This window comes from Ruegeria sp. AL7 (genome assembly GCF_056536105.1).
The window spans coordinates 2,018,131-2,033,577 of record NZ_JBQFJF010000001.1 but is presented as its reverse complement, the minus strand read 5'-3'; the positions used below and the strand labels follow the sequence as shown (position 1 = coordinate 2,033,577).

Sequence of the window (15,447 nt, the reverse complement as noted above, 5' to 3'; positions counted from 1 at the left end):
TTCCCACCACTCCAGCTACAAGGTCCCAAAAGGGATCTTTCTTTATGAACTCCTCGTTTTCTGGCTGGGGCAGCGGACTACTCGGTGTGTTGATCTTCAGCGGATCACTACCCGCCACGCGGGTGGCTGTAAGTAGCCTAGACCCGCTCTTCCTGACATCAGCCCGTGCGGTTCTGGCGGCGGTTCTTGCAATTTTCTTGTTGGCCCTTTTCAGAGAGAAGCGACCCTTGCGCACGGATCTGATTTCTCTTGTTGTAGTTGCCTTCGGTGTGGTGATCGGCTTTCCGCTTTTGACGGCACTGGCACTGCAACACATCACAGCTGCGCATTCGATCGTCTTTATCGGCTTATTGCCCTTGAGCACCGCTGCTTTTGGCGTGCTGCGTGGTGGTGAGCGTCCGACCGCGTTGTTCTGGGTATTCTCAATCCTTGGCAGCTCCGCCGTCGTTGGTTTCGCGCTCTCCCAAGGCGCTGGCGGTTCGCTCATTGGCGGTTTCTTTATGGTAGCGGCGATCGTGGCATGCGGGTTGGGCTATGCTGAGGGAGCGCAGTTGTCGCGCCGATTGGGCGGATGGCAGGTGATTTCCTGGGCGCTGGTTCTATCCTTACCTATTATGGCTGCTTTCGCGATTCTGACATGGCCTCCCACGTTAAACGAGCTGACCTTGCCGGTCTGGTTCAGTCTAGGCTACGTCTCGATCTTTTCGATGCTAATCGGTTTCATATTCTGGTATCGTGGCCTTGCACTTGGCGGCACAGCAGGCGTTGGACAGCTTCAGCTTCTTCAGCCGTTCTTCGGTTTGACTCTTGCGGCTCTTTTGCTCGCCGAGCCCGTTGCGCCATCCATGATCAGTGTCACGATCTTTGTGGTGATTTGCGTTGCGGGGGCAAAGCGTTTCGCGTGACGGCCCACTCCTGCCATCCACTGCCCAAGTCGGAAGCCGCGGTCGCAGCCCGCATTCCGGCGACGGTTGGATATGCAAAAGGCGTACCGATGGGTGCCGACCTTAGGGCCCCCTCCGAAGGTGCACAGGCACCAAGGTTCATGGTGGCAGCCCTTCGTGATCCAATTGGCGCTAACCTCGACCGCGTGCAAATCGTGAAAGGTTGGCTCAATGAGGACGGGACGACCGATGAGAAAGTCTTTGACGTCGCCTGGTCAGACGAACGCGAAACTGGCAGCGACGGAAAGGTTCCGCCCGTTGGTGATACTGTGGATGTTGCTTCCGCAACCTGGACCAACACCATTGGTGCCGCGGAACTTGCGACAATCTGGATTGATCCTGAATTCGACCCGGCGCGCCCGGCTTTCTATTACGCGCGTGTGCTCGAGATTCCGACACCACCCTGGTACGTCTACGACGCATACCGCTACGGTATCGACATCCCTGAAGGCGCTCCTACTTCGCAGCAGGAGCGTGCCTACACGTCTCCAATCTGGTACACGCCGCAAGGCTGACTGATTGCCAAGTTTGGGTTGAAAATAACGCGATCGACTGTTCGATGGTGCGGTTGAGAGTGGTACCGCCTCTCGTGCGAAAACAGGTCTCGGTGGAAAGACACGACACAACCTGAACAATATGCTGGCGGCGGCGTTCGGAAAGAGCCATTTGGAAAGCGTCGGACCTGTCTCACTTTTGGTGATCAACCCGAACTAATCCTTAGCAAAGTTGACGCCACTCGGACATTGATGTGCCAAAACGCGCAGCGGTGTCAGAGCGAATGGCGGCTAAGCGCAAAGTCTGCGACTGCGGTTCGATAGACAGAACCTCCGAGCTTCTGAACAGCGAATGTTGCCCCTTTTACAGGCGGCTTGCGCGCCCGATTAATTAAAAATCAGAAGAAAACAAGCGCCTTGGTTGCTTGGCACAACACTGAGTTGCCCACCAATTGCTTCCATGGTCGCTTTGACAATATTCAGGCCCATACCTGTGCCACCGGCCTCTCTTTTTGTCGTAAAGAAGGGCTGCAAAACCTTGTCCTTGTTCCCTTCACTGATACCGGCGCCATTATCTGCGATTTTTAGGCAGATGACACCGTCGACCTGATAGGCTGTCAGCACGGCATTCTGCGCGCCGTGTTGCTGAGCGTTCTCAAGCATATGTGTCAGCATGATGTGCAGGGTGGGTGCCGCGACGGGCAAGGGCAGGTGATCGTTCTCAGTCTTGATCGCAAGCGCGGGGAAAGTCTGGACGACCTGATCAGTGATGTCGTTCAGACAGCATGTACCGTTAATGGCGCTCTGATCGGCCAGGCTGAAGGCGCGCATGTTGGCCAGCAGATCCTCCATCCGCTTTCCGCCCTTGTCCACAGTGTCCAGCAGGCGGTGTTTCTGCGCTGGTGACAAATCATCGTCGCGCAGCAGCTCTGCCGCGCCTTTCAAGGCGGTGAGGGGTGACTTCAGCTCGTGGGTGACATGGGCGGTGTACGTTTTCAATCCGTCCTGCTTGTCCTGCAAGCGTTCCGTCAGCGATTGAAAACTCTGGCTCAGATCCGCAATTTCCCGCGTGCCAAGCTGGTCTGGTGGTTCCCATGCCTGACCACCGTGGCCCGCCATCTGGCTGCGCTGGATCAACAGGTGGATCGGCCGGGTGATGAACCGCCAGAACACGTACCCGATTAGCGCCGTGGACAAAGCAACAAATGCCGCGGCTTTGGCAAGGTTGAAACGTTCGCCGTACAGAAAGCGGAAAATATGGTTCGGGGTACGGCTTAGGTAAACCGCCCCGATAAGGGTCTGATCCACGAACACTGGCATCGCCACGAAAACGCGCACGCGGGCACCGCGGCTGAGGGTATAAAGCGCAGGCGTTGCATCCTCTCGCACGCGGGTGCGCGCGACCGAGACGGTTTTCCCTGAAAGGGCCTCGCGAACCTCGTCAACATGGCCCAGCTTTTGGCCGATTTCCGCAGTACCGGCAAACACGTTCCCATCGACGTCCAGCATCCGGTAACCCGCAAGGGTTTGCGCCTGGGCAGCGTTGGCGATGCGGCTAAGTGGGGCGGCGATGGCCTGATAAACCGAACCGGGTCGAACGGTTGCCGGTCGCGCGTCCGGGCGCGGCGGCAGAACCGTTTCGCGATTGACCGACAGCGATGGAAACACCGCGTGCTCGGTTGAGATTGCACTCGGGCGGGGCGGCTTGATCCCGGCTGCATCTGCATAAAGCTCGGCATACGCCGCTGACATGACCGCAGCCTGTGTCAGCAGGCTTTCTTCGGTCTGTTGCACCAGTTGACTGTCGTAAAAACGGAACAGGATCAGCCCGGCAAAGGGCAGGCACAGGACAATGCCCAGCACCAGCAGAACGATGGTCCACAATCTGGGGCGCCATTTGCGGTTCAGCCGGGCGTGCATGCACCCATCCTGAGGCCGACACCGTGAATGGTCACGATCCCTTCGGCACAGCCGGCCTGGGCCAGCTTGGCACGGACATTGCGTATATGGCTGTCAATGGTGCGGTCCGAGACGTGGATGTTGTAGCCGTAAAGCGCATCGATCAGCTGCGCCCTTGACAGAACACGGTCGGGACGGGCCATCAGAGTTGCCAGCAGCCGAAATTCCGAACCGGTCAGCGTCACGGGCGTTGAAGCGAACCTGCACAGGTGACGCTCTGCATCCAGGTGCAGGCTGCCTTGCGACAACACTGGATCGGGCTGGGCAGGTGTCGGAGCGCTGCGTTTCAGAATGGCCTTGATCCGGGCCACCAATTCGCGTGGGGAAAAGGGTTTCGTCAGATAATCATCGGCGCCCAGCTCCAGCCCGACGATACGGTCGACCTCGTCATCGCGGGCGGTCAGGAACAGGATCGGCACGTCCGAGGATTTGCGGATTTCCCTGCATACTTCCAGACCATCCTTTTCGGGCAGCCCGATATCCAGCACGATCAGATCGGGGCTTTCCTGGCGGTTTGTATCAAGCGCGGTCAGGCCGTCGCTGGCCAGAAGTGGCGCATAGCCTGCCTTTTCAATCGCGAACCTTGTTACCTCAAGGATATCCGGATCATCGTCGACAACAAGAATGCGTGCAGGCATCAAATGGGGTCCTTCAACTCTGCTGCCGATAATAGGCTTGTATCCGCCATCTCCGAAAGCCCCATTCGCGCCAGTTGGTGATTGCATCCTTTTTCAGATCATATCGCATCCACGCGTCACAGACTTGCTGTCCGGTTCTGGTTTCATGATCACGGATTGCTGGGTAAGCATCAGCACCAAGGCTGCATATGTAACCAGTGTCCTGTTGCATCAGAGCGCTGCCGTGGCTCAGATTATAGCTGGCAATGACTGATGCGAAATTCACAAAGTTGCAAGTATACAAGACTACCAGAAGCGCTGCAAAACAACGCCGCAGAAGCCAGATTGTATCGAAGCCGCGATGGATTTGCACCACGGTCAGCAGCAATCCGGTGAGAACCAGTGCCATCCAGATAAAGGCGGCCACCCGCAAATAGGTTAGCGCATAGGCGTCGACGTAATGATGCAGCCTGATAGCAGCTGTCATCACCAGGAACACGTTCTGCGCCAACCACGTGTAGATCAGAATGCGCAACGTCCGGTCCGCACCGATCATGCTGTGAGTGACCAGAGTGAATACGCCCGCCAACAGGGCCGTAACCACCAGCGGATAAGCGCCCCGATGGGCATAAGCGGCATAGCTCATCCCTTGAGGCAGGGATACACCCCCGGTCAGGATACCAAGGTCCATCACGGTTTGTACAAGGAACATCAGGTTGAACAGTAACAGCGAATTGCGCACCGAGATTGGATTGATCAGAAATGCGGCCCGGCTTGGGCCTGTCTTTGGCATGGTGGCGGGGCGGGCAATGCCGCCCAGCCATAGTTCGCTGAGGTTTAGGAACGGCCACAGCAGCGAGGCCATCACGCTCCAGAACAGAAGTCGCAGCCAGAAGTACCCTTCGAACAGGAGACTTGGGTCCAGCTCGGCCAGAAGGTCTTCCAGCACCGGATTGGCGGCGGCCAGCAACGCAAGGAAGACCGTACCCAATAGCAGGGGCAAGGCCAGCGATGCTGCGTGGCGGCGGCTGTCGGACCCAAGATCGGCGGCCACCGCGGTGCGACATGTATCGCGCAGCAAAAGCGTCGCACCGATGGAAGGCAGTCGCAGGGCGGTTCGCAGCAGCAGACGTTCGTTTACAGCCTGACCGAATAACGCCCAGGTGGCCAGACTGACCAAACCAGCGAGGCTGAACAATAACGATAGAAGCTGCAAATCGATGGCCACCGGCAGGTTGGTGATCAAGGCAAATGCGGCGGCTACGAGCCACTCCTTTGCAGTCGCACGCCGGGGTTTCATCGCTACGATAGCGGCGGACAAGACCAGCGCGAAGACTGAGACAGAAATGCCTAGAGGCTGTTCCCAAAACAACCAATCAGCAAGCGCTACCAGCGATGCAAGAAGCGGGATTGCATGGCGCATTTTCAGAGTAGACATCAGAGAACCACTCTGCTGTCGTCTGTTGCCTCTCCATCGGGGGACTTCGTCCATCTTTCCCAGCCACCACGCGTCCAGCACGATGCTGTCCGGCACGCCGCGAATTGTCAGTTCCTGCCTCATGTCCCGTCTCCTGCTTGCAGGTTTGTGTTCCCGGCAGAATGCCTGCGGCGATTGCATCTTTGGCGCGACGTATCCGCAGCCTTCATGGGGCTTTCGTGCAGAAAATGTGCAGAGGCGGTGAAAGGCATTACCAACCACGATTTCCGAGCTGCAACTCGCGCCGCGCAATAAATGCGACGTGTCCAGACATTGAACTGCAAGCAAAAGCGCAGTGTGACACAGTTGAACCTTCCCCTGAGAAGCGGTTCGCCGTTATGGCTGGGGAAACGGAGGATCGAACATGGCTAACCCTCTCTATGATGATCTGTTTGGCATTCACGCCGACAAAGATACGGCTTTCCTGCACCTGACAGACGGGACGACCGTCACCTATCAAAACTTTCTGAGCACAGCCGCCCGGATCGCCCATGTGGCCACGCAACTGGGCCTAAAACCCGGGGACCGGGTTGCGGCTCAGGTCGATAAATCGCCTGAGGCGCTGGCGCTATACGCAGCATGCGCGCAGGCCGGTCTGGTTTTCCTGCCGCTGAACACCGCCTATACCGTGGACGAGCTGACGTATTTCATCGAAAACAGCGGCGCGTCACTTGTTGTCTGCGATGGCCGAAGCAAAGACCAACTGACCCTGATTGCCGTGCGTTTTGGGGGCAGGGTGGAAACGCTGAATGCGGATGGCTCGGGCTCGCTGATGGATCTGGCGGTTGCAATGCCAGACAGCTTTGCGACCGTGGATCGGGACGGTGAGGATCTGGCGGCGTTTCTTTACACGTCGGGCACCACCGGACGTTCAAAAGGCGCGATGCTGACCCAGAACAACCTGTTGTCCAATGCGCGGACACTGGTCAAAGAGTGGCGGTTCACGTCGGAAGACGTTCTGTTGCACGCGCTGCCGATCTTTCACACGCATGGGCTGTTTGTGGCCACCAATATCATTTTGGCTGTCGGCGGAAGCATGATCTGGCTGCCAAAATTCGACCCGGATCAGATCATTAACAGAATGCCCGGAGCCACGTCGATGATGGGCGTTCCGACCTTCTATACGCGCCTGCTGGCAGACGCGCGTTTTACCAGCGAGCTGACCAAACATATGCGCTTGTTCGTATCGGGTTCGGCCCCATTGCTGGCGGATACCCATGCACAATTCCAGGAGCGTACCGGGCATCGTATCCTAGAACGCTATGGCATGACTGAAACCAATATGAACACCTCAAACCCCTATGACGGCGAACGTCGCGCGGGCACGGTCGGGTTTCCCTTGCCGGGGGTCGAACTGAAGATATGCGATGCAGTCGGCGACCCCTTGCCGAAGGGTGAAATCGGTGAGATCGAAGTGCGTGGCCCAAACGTGTTCAAGGGATATTGGCAGATGCCGGAAAAGACGGCTGCCGAGCTGCGCGAAAACGGGTTTTTCATCACCGGTGATCTGGGACGGGTCGACGAAGATGGGTATGTCCATATCGTCGGGCGCAACAAGGACCTGATCATCTCGGGTGGCTACAATATCTACCCCAAGGAAATTGAGCTGGTTCTGGACAGCCACCCCGGTGTTCTGGAGAGCGCAGTGATCGGCGTGCCGCATCCCGACTTCGGTGAAACCGTGCTGGGCCTGATTGTAGCGGAACCCGGGCAGTCTCCGGATCTCGACGCGGTCATGGTTGCAGTGCGCGACAGCCTGGCGCGGTTCAAACATCCCCGCACGCTTATTCAACTGGGTGAATTGCCCCGCAATACAATGGGAAAAGTCCAAAAGAACATCTTGCGTGACCAGTTTAGGGACATGTTCAAAGCCGGGTCACAAGGCACATAATGGCAGAGCCTAGATAAGCGTCGGAAACTTGATATAGTCCTCAAAACCAATGGGGACAGAAGAATATGAACAATCGTTTGCGCAAAATCACCATCGTAGGTGGCGGCACGGCAGGCTGGATGACCGCGTTGATCCTGGACATGGTGTTTTCACGCACTTCAGCAACAAAAGACCGACCACATATCTGCCTGATCGAAAGCCCCAATATCTCGACCGTGGGTGTTGGTGAGGCTACGGTGCCGCGCATGCCGGTCACGCTGCGTCAGGCGGGCATTTCCGAACGGGATTTTTTCCGCGAGACAAACGCGTCCTTCAAGCTGGGTGTGAAGTTCTGCAACTGGAACAAAGACCCCAAAGGAAAACGCATCGATTACGTGAACCCCTTTGCCCATGGCCAGATGCTGGAAGGGTTGGACGCCGCCGAGTATTTCCTGCGCTTTGGCAACGGAGAGCGGGACTTTACACAGTCCATCTCGCCTCACGATCATCTGGGACGTCTGTGCAAAGGCGCGCGGCAGCTGGGTCAGCCCGAGTTTGAACAGCGTTTTGGCTATGCCTATCATCTGGATGCGGTGAAGTTTGCGGGTATGCTTACCACGGTCTGCACAAAGCGCGGCGTCGAGCATATCCAGGACGAGGTACAGAAGGTCGAGCTGGATGAACAAGGCAACGTCAGCCATCTGATGCTGGAGCGGGCAGGACGTCATGACATCGAAATGGTCATCGATTGCACCGGGTTCCGCGGCCTGATCATCAATCAGGCACTGGGCGAGCCGTTTTTGGATTATTCGGACTATCTGCCCAATGACCGCGCCATGGCGTTGCAGGTTGAACACCGCAATCCCAATAAAATCGAAAGCCTCACGCGGTCGACCGCGCTGGGCGCGGGGTGGACGTGGCGGGTGCCGCTCTACAATCGTGTGGGTACAGGCTATGTGTTCTCCTCGGCGCATCGAACGGATGATCAGGCGGCCGACGAATATCTTGAATGGCTGGGTGACAGCGGCAAGGGTTTGACACCGCGGATCATCCCGATGCGCGTCGGGCGCGTGCGCAATGCCTGGGTCAAGAATTGTGTGGCAATTGGTCTGTCCGGCGGGTTTATCGAGCCGTTGGAAAGTACCGCGATCCACATGATTGACCACGCAGTGCGCTGGTTTGCAGAACACTTGCCGACGCGCGACGTCGCACCGTCACTGCGGGCAAGATACAACCGGCAGATGGACAAGCTTTATAACGAGGTTCTGGAATTCATCTGCCTGCACTACCGATTGGGCAACCGAAAGGATGATCCCTATTGGATCGACGCGCGGACAGAGATGAAGATACCGGATCGGCTGGCCGAGAATCTGGAGCTGTGGCAGCACCGTCTGCCGATGGATCACGATGTGGAATTTGCCACGCTGTTTGACCATCGTGTTTATCAAACGGTTCTGTTGGGTAAACAGGTCTATGATACGGGTTACGGTACCGGCATCCGAGATCGTTTGCGACCGTTGAAGAAAGTGATCTGGTTCCAGGGCATGCAGCGTGCGAAAGAGGATCTTGCGCAGATAGTCAAAGTGATGCCGGATCATAAAACGCTGCTGCGCGATATCCGGGGTGAGCTGGAAAAACCGGTCTTTGGGATGGCGAACGTGGCGAAACCGACGGTTGCGATGCCGGGCACGAAACCCGCACCTGTTACGATCCAGAACATGCCGAACTTTGCTGAAATCCAAAGCGGCGCGAAGGATTTGCAACTGTTCTAGCGGTTCTCTGCCCTTACGAAGGAAATTTAAGAAACTGAAGGACGAGGCATTCAGCCCCGGCCTTCAGGGCGGTTTAGCGCCAGTTTTTACCCCGGTCAGACAAGTGCCTTTGAACCCGACCCGGATAATCAGAAACAATGGCATCCACACGCAGGTCGATCATCCTGGCAATATCTTCAGGGTCATTGACCGTCCAGACCGCAACGCAAAGGCCCAAATCTTTGGCCAGTTCGACGTTTTCAGCAGTTACATCCGCATAATACGGGCACCACAGTGAGCCACCCGCTTGCTTAACCAATCGCGGAATATCGCCTTCGCGGCCGCGAAAATCCGGGCAGACTGCTTTGGACGAATCCTCCCCTAAATCCTCGGCGTTTTCGGGAAGTTGGGTCAGATAAGAAGATGGTATATCCGGCGCTTGCCGCTGACATTCTTCTAACAGATTCCAGTCGAAACTGTGCAGCACCACACGCGACGACACGGCCTTGGAACGAACCTCTTGCAGGACAAGACTGACAAACTTCTCTCTGTAGCGCGCGTCATGGGCCAAATCGGAGTCCGATTTCAGCTCGAGCATCAGACAGGCATCGCTATGTTGGGGGTCACTCACTAGATCCAGCAGGTCAAGCAGTCTTGGAACGCGAACGCCATCCATTAGCGCCTGATCTGGAAATCGCCGACCATAGGCAGAATTCCCATCCAACCGCCCGATATCGAACTTCTGAATCTGCTCAAACGTCAGAGTTGAAACCTTCGGCTCTTCCCCGGTCAAAAACTGACCGTCAGCATCGCGAAAACTGGGGGCGTGCAGCCGGTGATTATGGGTTATGGCGGGGATGTCGTCAGCCGTGAGGACAACATCAAACTCCAGAAGCGGCACGCCAATGGACAGCGAAAAGTCGAAGCCAATCATGCTGTTTTCAGGCAACACACCTCGCGCACCCCGGTGGCCTACGATGCGGATCAGGTTGTCGCCCCCCCGGAAAGCCTCGACCTGAGGGAATGCCATCAGCCTTCCAGCCTTTCACCGGTGGATCGGTCAAACATATGCATATGGTCTGAGGACACAGAAAACCGCATGTTCGGATGTCGGCCTTCGATCGGGTGCACACCCGGAAGGCTGATCGTGATCGGATCGCCCGAGCCGGTCAGTTGACCGTGCAACAGCGTGTTTGCCCCCAGTGGTTCAGCCATCTGAATCATGGCGTCAATCGGGCCATTGTCATCCAGCAATAGATGCTCGGGTCGTACCCCCAGTTTGAAGGCAGTATCAGGGCCCTGCGACGAACCAACCGCGACCCCACCAATCATGACGGTTCCGTTTTCGCGTCGGGCCTCAAAGACATTCATCGCGGGGCTGCCGATGAACTGCGCCGCAAACAGGGTTCTTGGTGTTTCGTATACCTCTAGCGGTGTGCCTACCTGTTCGGCGATACCGCCGTTCATGACGATCATCCTGTCGGCCATTGTCATGGCTTCAACCTGATCGTGGGTTACATAAAGCGACGTGATCCCCAGTTTTTCCTGAAGCTCACGAATCTCAAGCCGCATCTGCACGCGAAGCTTGGCATCCAGGTTCGAAAGAGGCTCGTCAAACAGGAACACAGCAGGTTCGCGGACAATCGCGCGACCCATAGCCACTCTCTGTCGTTGGCCGCCTGACAGTTGCCTGGGTTTGCGATCCAGCAATGGTTCAAGCTGCAATAGCCTGGCCGCCTCGGTCACTTTTTGATCGATCTGAGCCTTGGGCAACCCTGCGATCTTAAGGCCATAACCCATGTTCTGCCGGACCGACATATGCGGGTAGAGCGCATAGTTCTGGAACACCATGGCAATGTCGCGATCCATCGGCTCTTTTTCGTTGGCCCGTTCCGCACCAATCCGGATTTCACCCGCGGTCACGGTCTCAAGCCCTGCCACCATCCGCAACAGCGTGGATTTTCCGCAGCCCGAAGGGCCAACGATGACAATGAACTCGCCATCTTCGATGTGGATGTCGATGCCATGTATGACATCTGTCGGGCCAAAGCTCTTTTTGACATTCTCCAGGGTTACTGTTGCCATTTTCTATTTCTCGCTATCGACAAGGCCGCGGACAAAAAGCTTTTGCATCGACACCACCACGATGACCGGCGGGATCATCGCCAGAATGGAGGTTGCCATGATGACCGGCCAATCAGCTACATCATCGCCAGACGGGAACATCTGCTTGATGCCCATCACAATGGTGTTCATTTCAGGGTCGGTGGTGATAAGCAGCGGCCACAGATACTGGTTCCACCCATAGATAAACAGGATGACGAACAGTGCCGCGATGTTTGTCCGGCTCATCGGTACGACGATATCGATGAAAAACCGCATAGGCCGGGCACCATCCACACGCGCAGCTTCGGCCAGCTCGTCCGGGATTGTCAGAAAGAACTGACGGAACAGGAAGGTCGCCGTGGCCGAGGCGATCAGCGGAAAGATCAGCCCGTAATAGCTGTTGAGCATGCCGAACCCGGCCACGACCTCAAATGTCGGAACGATGCGCACTTCGACCGGCAACATAAGGGTCAGGAAGATCAGCCAAAAGAACGTTGTTCGACCGGGAAAGCGGAAATAGACGATTGCAAATGCCGACAGCAGTGAAATGACGATCTTGCCCACTGCGATCCCGATGGCCATCACAAGGCTGTTGAACAGCATCGTTGCGACGGGGACATTCACGCCGGAAAACAAGGCTGCCTTGTAGTTCTCCCAGAACTGATCACCCGGCAAAAGCGGCATGGGTGGTGATACAACTTCCGGCTGGGTAACGGTTGAGGCGACAAATGCCAGCCAAATCGGAAAGAAGATGACCAGGACGCCAAGGATCATCAGGGCATGTGTCAGCCAGATACCCGCTCCGCGCTTTTCGACCATTCCGTGCTGTTGGGCTGCCATCAGTAATGCACCCTCTTTTCCACGTACTTGAACTGAATGACGGTCAGAAGGCCGACGACAATCAGCAAAATGACCGATTGCGCCGAAGACGAGCCCAGATCCTGACCGACGAACCCGTCTGAAAAGACTTTGTAAACCAGAATGGTCGTGGCCTGCTGCGGACCGCCACCGGTGATTGTGTGGATTACGCCGAAAGTTTCAAAGAACGCATAGACCACATTCACTACAAGCAGGAAAAACGCTGTCGGTGACAGCAACGGCAGGACAATCGTGAAAAACCTGCGCCAGAACCGTGCGCCATCGATCGCTGCGGCCTCGATGACCGACCGCGGAACCGACTGGAGTGCGGCGAAGAAGAACAAAAAGTTATAACTGATGCGCCCCCAGGCCGAAGCGACGACCACAAGCCCCATCGCCTCGGTGCCATTCAAGACGTGGTTCCAGTCATAGCCCAGCTGTCCAAGATACCACGACACGACACCGACGCGCGTGTTGAACATGAACAGCCATAGCACACCCGCAACCGCCGGTGCGACTGCATAAGGCCAAATCAGCAGCGTCCGATAAGCTCCGGATCCTTTGATCAGCCGATCTGCAATGACTGCCAGAAACAGGGCCGGGATCATGGAGCAGAGCGTAACAAGCGTCGAAAACACGGCCGTGGTTACAAAGGATGCGCGATAAAACTTGTCGCTTAGCAGAAATTCAAAATTGCCCAGACCGACGAACTTGGACGACAACCCGAACGGATCTGGGATGAACAGCGACTGCCACACAGCTTGTGCAGCGGGATAAAAGAAGAATACGGCAGAAATGACGACCTGTGGGGCGATCAGCGCCAATGGCAACAGCCAGCCGCGGAATGTGACGCGTTTTTCCATCCTGATGACCCGCCGGGAAAAGTGGATGCGGGCTCTGCCGAGCCCGCACCGGATTTCAGAGGTTTATTGATTCGCCGATTCGAACCTGCGCAGAAGCGCGTCACCGCGTTCTTTTGCGCTGTCCATGGCTTCCTGGGCAGTTTTCTCACCGGCCCAGATGGCCTCAAGTTCCTCATCGATTATACCGCGAATTTGATCGAACGATCCCAGACGCAGACCTTTCGAATTTGCTGTCGGCTCTTTCGCGGTCATCTGGATCACAGCGATATCGGTGCCCGGGTTTTCATCATAGAAACCGGCCGCACGAGTCGCTTCACCGGCTTCTGCGGTAATCGGAAGATAGCCGGTATTCTGGTGCCATGCCGCCTGAACGTCGGACGAGGACAAGAAGCTAAGGAACTCGCCAACGCCTTTGTATTCTTCGGGATCATGACCTTCCATCACCCATAGGGATGCACCGCCGATGATGGTGTTTTGAGGCTCGCTTGTGACCGCTTCCCAATACGGCAGCGGGCGCACATCAAAGTCGAACTCGGCCTCGGCTTTGATCCCGGCATACCCGGCCGAGCTTTCGGTGAACAAGGCACATTCTCCGGCCCTGAAGTTTGCGCCGCCTTCATTTCTGCGACCGGTATAGATGAATTTCCCATCCTTGGCCCAGTCACCCATGGCGCTCAGGTGCGCGACCTGTACCGGGCCGTTCAGCATCAGTTCTGTGTCCAGACCGGCAAAACCATTGTCCTGCGATGCAAACGGAACGTTGTGATAGGCTGACAGGTTTTCCAGGTGAATCCAGCTTTGCCATGCCGTCACCAGCGGGCAGTCCTCGCCTCCGGCTTTGAGTTGCTCCAGCACATCGCCGACTTTTTCCCAAGTTGACAGGTCAGTATCAGGATCAACACCTGCCGCCTGCATGGCGTCGCGGTTGACCCACAAGACCGGCGTGGACGAGTTGAACGGCAGCGACAACATATCACCGTCGGTGGTGGTGTAGTAACCCTTCACCGCGCCGATATAGGCATCGGGATCAAAAGACGCGCCACTTTCAGCCATGACTTCGTAGACCGGCTTGATCGCGCCTTTTGCTGACATCATCGTTGCGGTGCCAACCTCGAAAACCATCAGGATGTGTGGCTGTTCGCCAGCACGGAAAGCGGCAATGCCAGCGTTCAGGGTTTCTGAATAGTTGCCCTTGTGGCTTTCGACCACGACAAACTCATCCTGACCGGCGTTGAATTCTTCAACCTGCGCTTTGACAAGTTCGCCAAGGCGGCCGGTAAAGGCATGCCAGAATTGAACTTCGGTTTGTGCCATTGCCGCCAAGGGGGACAAGGCAGTTGTAACGGCAAGAGCGCCAAGCAAATTCTTTTTCATGATTCCTCCCATGCATCAGGTTTGATGCTTCGTTGAGTACCGACTGCAACGCGTATTCGACACACATGACGATTTCACGACGTTACCGTTACAGAAATATAATTCAAGCCCTACTTATTGGCAAAAAACATAATACAATGTTATACAGTGTGAATAAAAAAGCGGAACTGGGTCTGCAATGAGACAAACTTTGAGAATTCGGCAATTGGAAGCACTCATGGCGGTGACCACCAATGGTTCGGTCACAGCAGCGGCCGCCGATTTGGGGGTGAGCCAACCAGCTGTCAGCAGGTTGCTGTCGGATCTTGAAAAATCGTTTGGTTTTCAACTTTTTGATCGCCGCAAAGGGCGATTGGTGCCAACCCAGGAAGTTCGCTATCTGCAACCCAGCGTGGACCGTGTCCTGGAATTGATGAAGCAGATATCGGACGCGAGTCAGAATATCACACAGCGTAAAGCCGGGCATATCCGCGTCGCCTGCCTGCCCGGTTTCGCCACCAGCCATCTGCCGGATGTTGTGGCAAGTTTTCTGAAAGACCGGCCAGGTGTCACCATGACGATCGAACCGGACAGGCCGGAACGGATATTGGAATGGATGGTTGGCGAACAATATGACTTTGGAATCACCGATGGCTTTAACGGTCATCCGGGGGTCGAAAGCAGAAATGTAGATGTGCGCACGGTTTGCGTATTCCCGAAAAATCACGCGCTTGAGAACCTCTCGGAGGTGACGCCATCCGATCTTGCAGATGAGAACATCATACATACGCGGCGCGACAGCGACTTTTTCGGACGGCTTTCGAAGGCATTTCAGCAGGCCAATGTTACACTCAACTCTCATATCGAAGTCCGGCAATTCACGGCGGCATGTGAATTGGCCATAAAAGGCGTTGGTGTCTCAATCGTCAGCGAACTGGACGCTGTCCATTACACAGACCGGGGGCTAAGCTACAGGCCATTCAAGCCGTTTTTGCCGCATACACTTTCGCTGGTACGCCCGGTTCTGAAGCAGCCGTCTTTGATAACACTGGAGTTCATCGAGCATTTCAGCGAAAGTCTGAATGCGTTCAGAACACTTGCGTGAGGCTGCGGTCACCGGGACGAAGGATACCTGCCCGCGTTTCCAGCCAACAC

13 protein-coding genes are annotated in these 15,447 nt (G+C 56.1%); 5 read left to right on the top strand and 8 right to left on the bottom strand.

All coding sequences use genetic code 11. From position 1 onward, the window contains the following. Positions 1 to 44: 44 nt before the first annotated feature. Positions 45 to 905: a DMT family transporter gene (locus ACR3E2_RS10220; protein WP_480483840.1), complete on the top strand. Its 861-nt coding sequence runs from the start codon at positions 45 to 47 to the stop codon at positions 903 to 905. Next, entirely contained in the window at positions 902 to 1,459 is a 558-nt protein-coding gene (locus tag ACR3E2_RS10215; protein WP_480483839.1) for a DUF3604 domain-containing protein, read from the top strand. Before ACR3E2_RS10220 ends, ACR3E2_RS10215 begins: the two co-directional genes overlap by 4 nt. 366 nt (positions 1,460 to 1,825) lie before the next feature. On the opposite strand, the gene ACR3E2_RS10210 is transcribed toward ACR3E2_RS10215, so the two are convergent. The 3 genes from ACR3E2_RS10210 to ACR3E2_RS10200 are packed head-to-tail and all read right to left on the bottom strand — an operon-like array spanning position 1,826 to position 5,575. Continuing rightward, positions 1,826 to 3,358, bottom strand: a complete 1,533-nt coding sequence (locus ACR3E2_RS10210; RefSeq protein ID WP_480483838.1) for a sensor histidine kinase — start codon at positions 3,356 to 3,358, stop codon at positions 1,826 to 1,828. Beyond that, positions 3,343 to 4,035 (bottom strand): response regulator transcription factor, encoded by a 693-nt coding sequence (locus tag ACR3E2_RS10205; protein ID WP_209505965.1) that lies wholly within the window; start codon positions 4,033 to 4,035, stop codon positions 3,343 to 3,345. The genes ACR3E2_RS10210 and ACR3E2_RS10205 overlap by 16 nt, the downstream gene beginning before the upstream one ends. 13 nt (positions 4,036 to 4,048) lie before the next feature. Beyond that, on the bottom strand, positions 4,049 to 5,575 hold the full coding sequence (locus ACR3E2_RS10200; RefSeq protein ID WP_480483837.1) for a DUF4153 domain-containing protein: 1,527 nt from the start codon (positions 5,573 to 5,575) through the stop codon (positions 4,049 to 4,051). A 280-nt stretch (positions 5,576 to 5,855) separates the two neighbouring features. Between ACR3E2_RS10200 and ACR3E2_RS10195 the strand changes: the two genes are divergently transcribed. Both ACR3E2_RS10195 and ACR3E2_RS10190 read left to right on the top strand, forming a co-directional pair. Next, positions 5,856 to 7,382 carry a malonate--CoA ligase gene (locus ACR3E2_RS10195; protein ID WP_480483836.1) on the top strand — a complete coding sequence of 509 codons (1,527 nt, stop codon included), beginning with the start codon at positions 5,856 to 5,858 and terminating at the stop codon, positions 7,380 to 7,382. Positions 7,383 to 7,447: 65 nt separating this feature from the next. Further along, on the top strand, positions 7,448 to 9,133 hold the full coding sequence (locus tag ACR3E2_RS10190; protein WP_267365576.1) for a tryptophan halogenase family protein: 1,686 nt from the start codon (positions 7,448 to 7,450) through the stop codon (positions 9,131 to 9,133). A gap of 73 nt (positions 9,134 to 9,206) precedes the next feature. On the opposite strand, the gene ACR3E2_RS10185 is transcribed toward ACR3E2_RS10190, so the two are convergent. The 5 genes from ACR3E2_RS10185 to ugpB all read right to left on the bottom strand — a co-directional run bounded on the left by ACR3E2_RS10185 (position 9,207) and on the right by ugpB (position 14,313). Continuing rightward, positions 9,207 to 10,142 carry a glycerophosphodiester phosphodiesterase family protein gene (locus ACR3E2_RS10185; RefSeq protein ID WP_480483835.1) on the bottom strand — a complete coding sequence of 312 codons (936 nt, stop codon included), beginning with the start codon at positions 10,140 to 10,142 and terminating at the stop codon, positions 9,207 to 9,209. Then, the gene (gene ugpC, locus ACR3E2_RS10180) at positions 10,142 to 11,197 is read right to left on the bottom strand and encodes a sn-glycerol-3-phosphate ABC transporter ATP-binding protein UgpC (protein WP_480483834.1); all 1,056 of its coding nucleotides are present in this window, start codon (positions 11,195 to 11,197) and stop codon (positions 10,142 to 10,144) included. Before ugpC ends, ACR3E2_RS10185 begins: the two co-directional genes overlap by 1 nt. A gap of 3 nt (positions 11,198 to 11,200) precedes the next feature. Continuing rightward, positions 11,201 to 12,037: a sn-glycerol-3-phosphate ABC transporter permease UgpE gene (gene ugpE, locus ACR3E2_RS10175; protein ID WP_267365578.1), complete on the bottom strand. Its 837-nt coding sequence runs from the start codon at positions 12,035 to 12,037 to the stop codon at positions 11,201 to 11,203. A 20-nt stretch (positions 12,038 to 12,057) separates the two neighbouring features. Then, the gene (gene ugpA, locus ACR3E2_RS10170) at positions 12,058 to 12,939 is read right to left on the bottom strand and encodes a sn-glycerol-3-phosphate ABC transporter permease UgpA (protein WP_209505975.1); all 882 of its coding nucleotides are present in this window, start codon (positions 12,937 to 12,939) and stop codon (positions 12,058 to 12,060) included. A 63-nt stretch (positions 12,940 to 13,002) separates the two neighbouring features. Next, on the bottom strand, positions 13,003 to 14,313 hold the full coding sequence (gene ugpB / locus ACR3E2_RS10165) for a sn-glycerol-3-phosphate ABC transporter substrate-binding protein UgpB (protein ID WP_480483833.1): 1,311 nt from the start codon (positions 14,311 to 14,313) through the stop codon (positions 13,003 to 13,005). Between the two features lie 178 nt (positions 14,314 to 14,491). Between ugpB and ACR3E2_RS10160 the strand changes: the two genes are divergently transcribed. After that, complete coding sequence (locus ACR3E2_RS10160; RefSeq protein WP_209598847.1) at positions 14,492 to 15,397, top strand: LysR substrate-binding domain-containing protein; 906 nt, start codon at positions 14,492 to 14,494, stop codon at positions 15,395 to 15,397. The last annotated feature ends 50 nt before the right edge of the window (positions 15,398 to 15,447 follow it).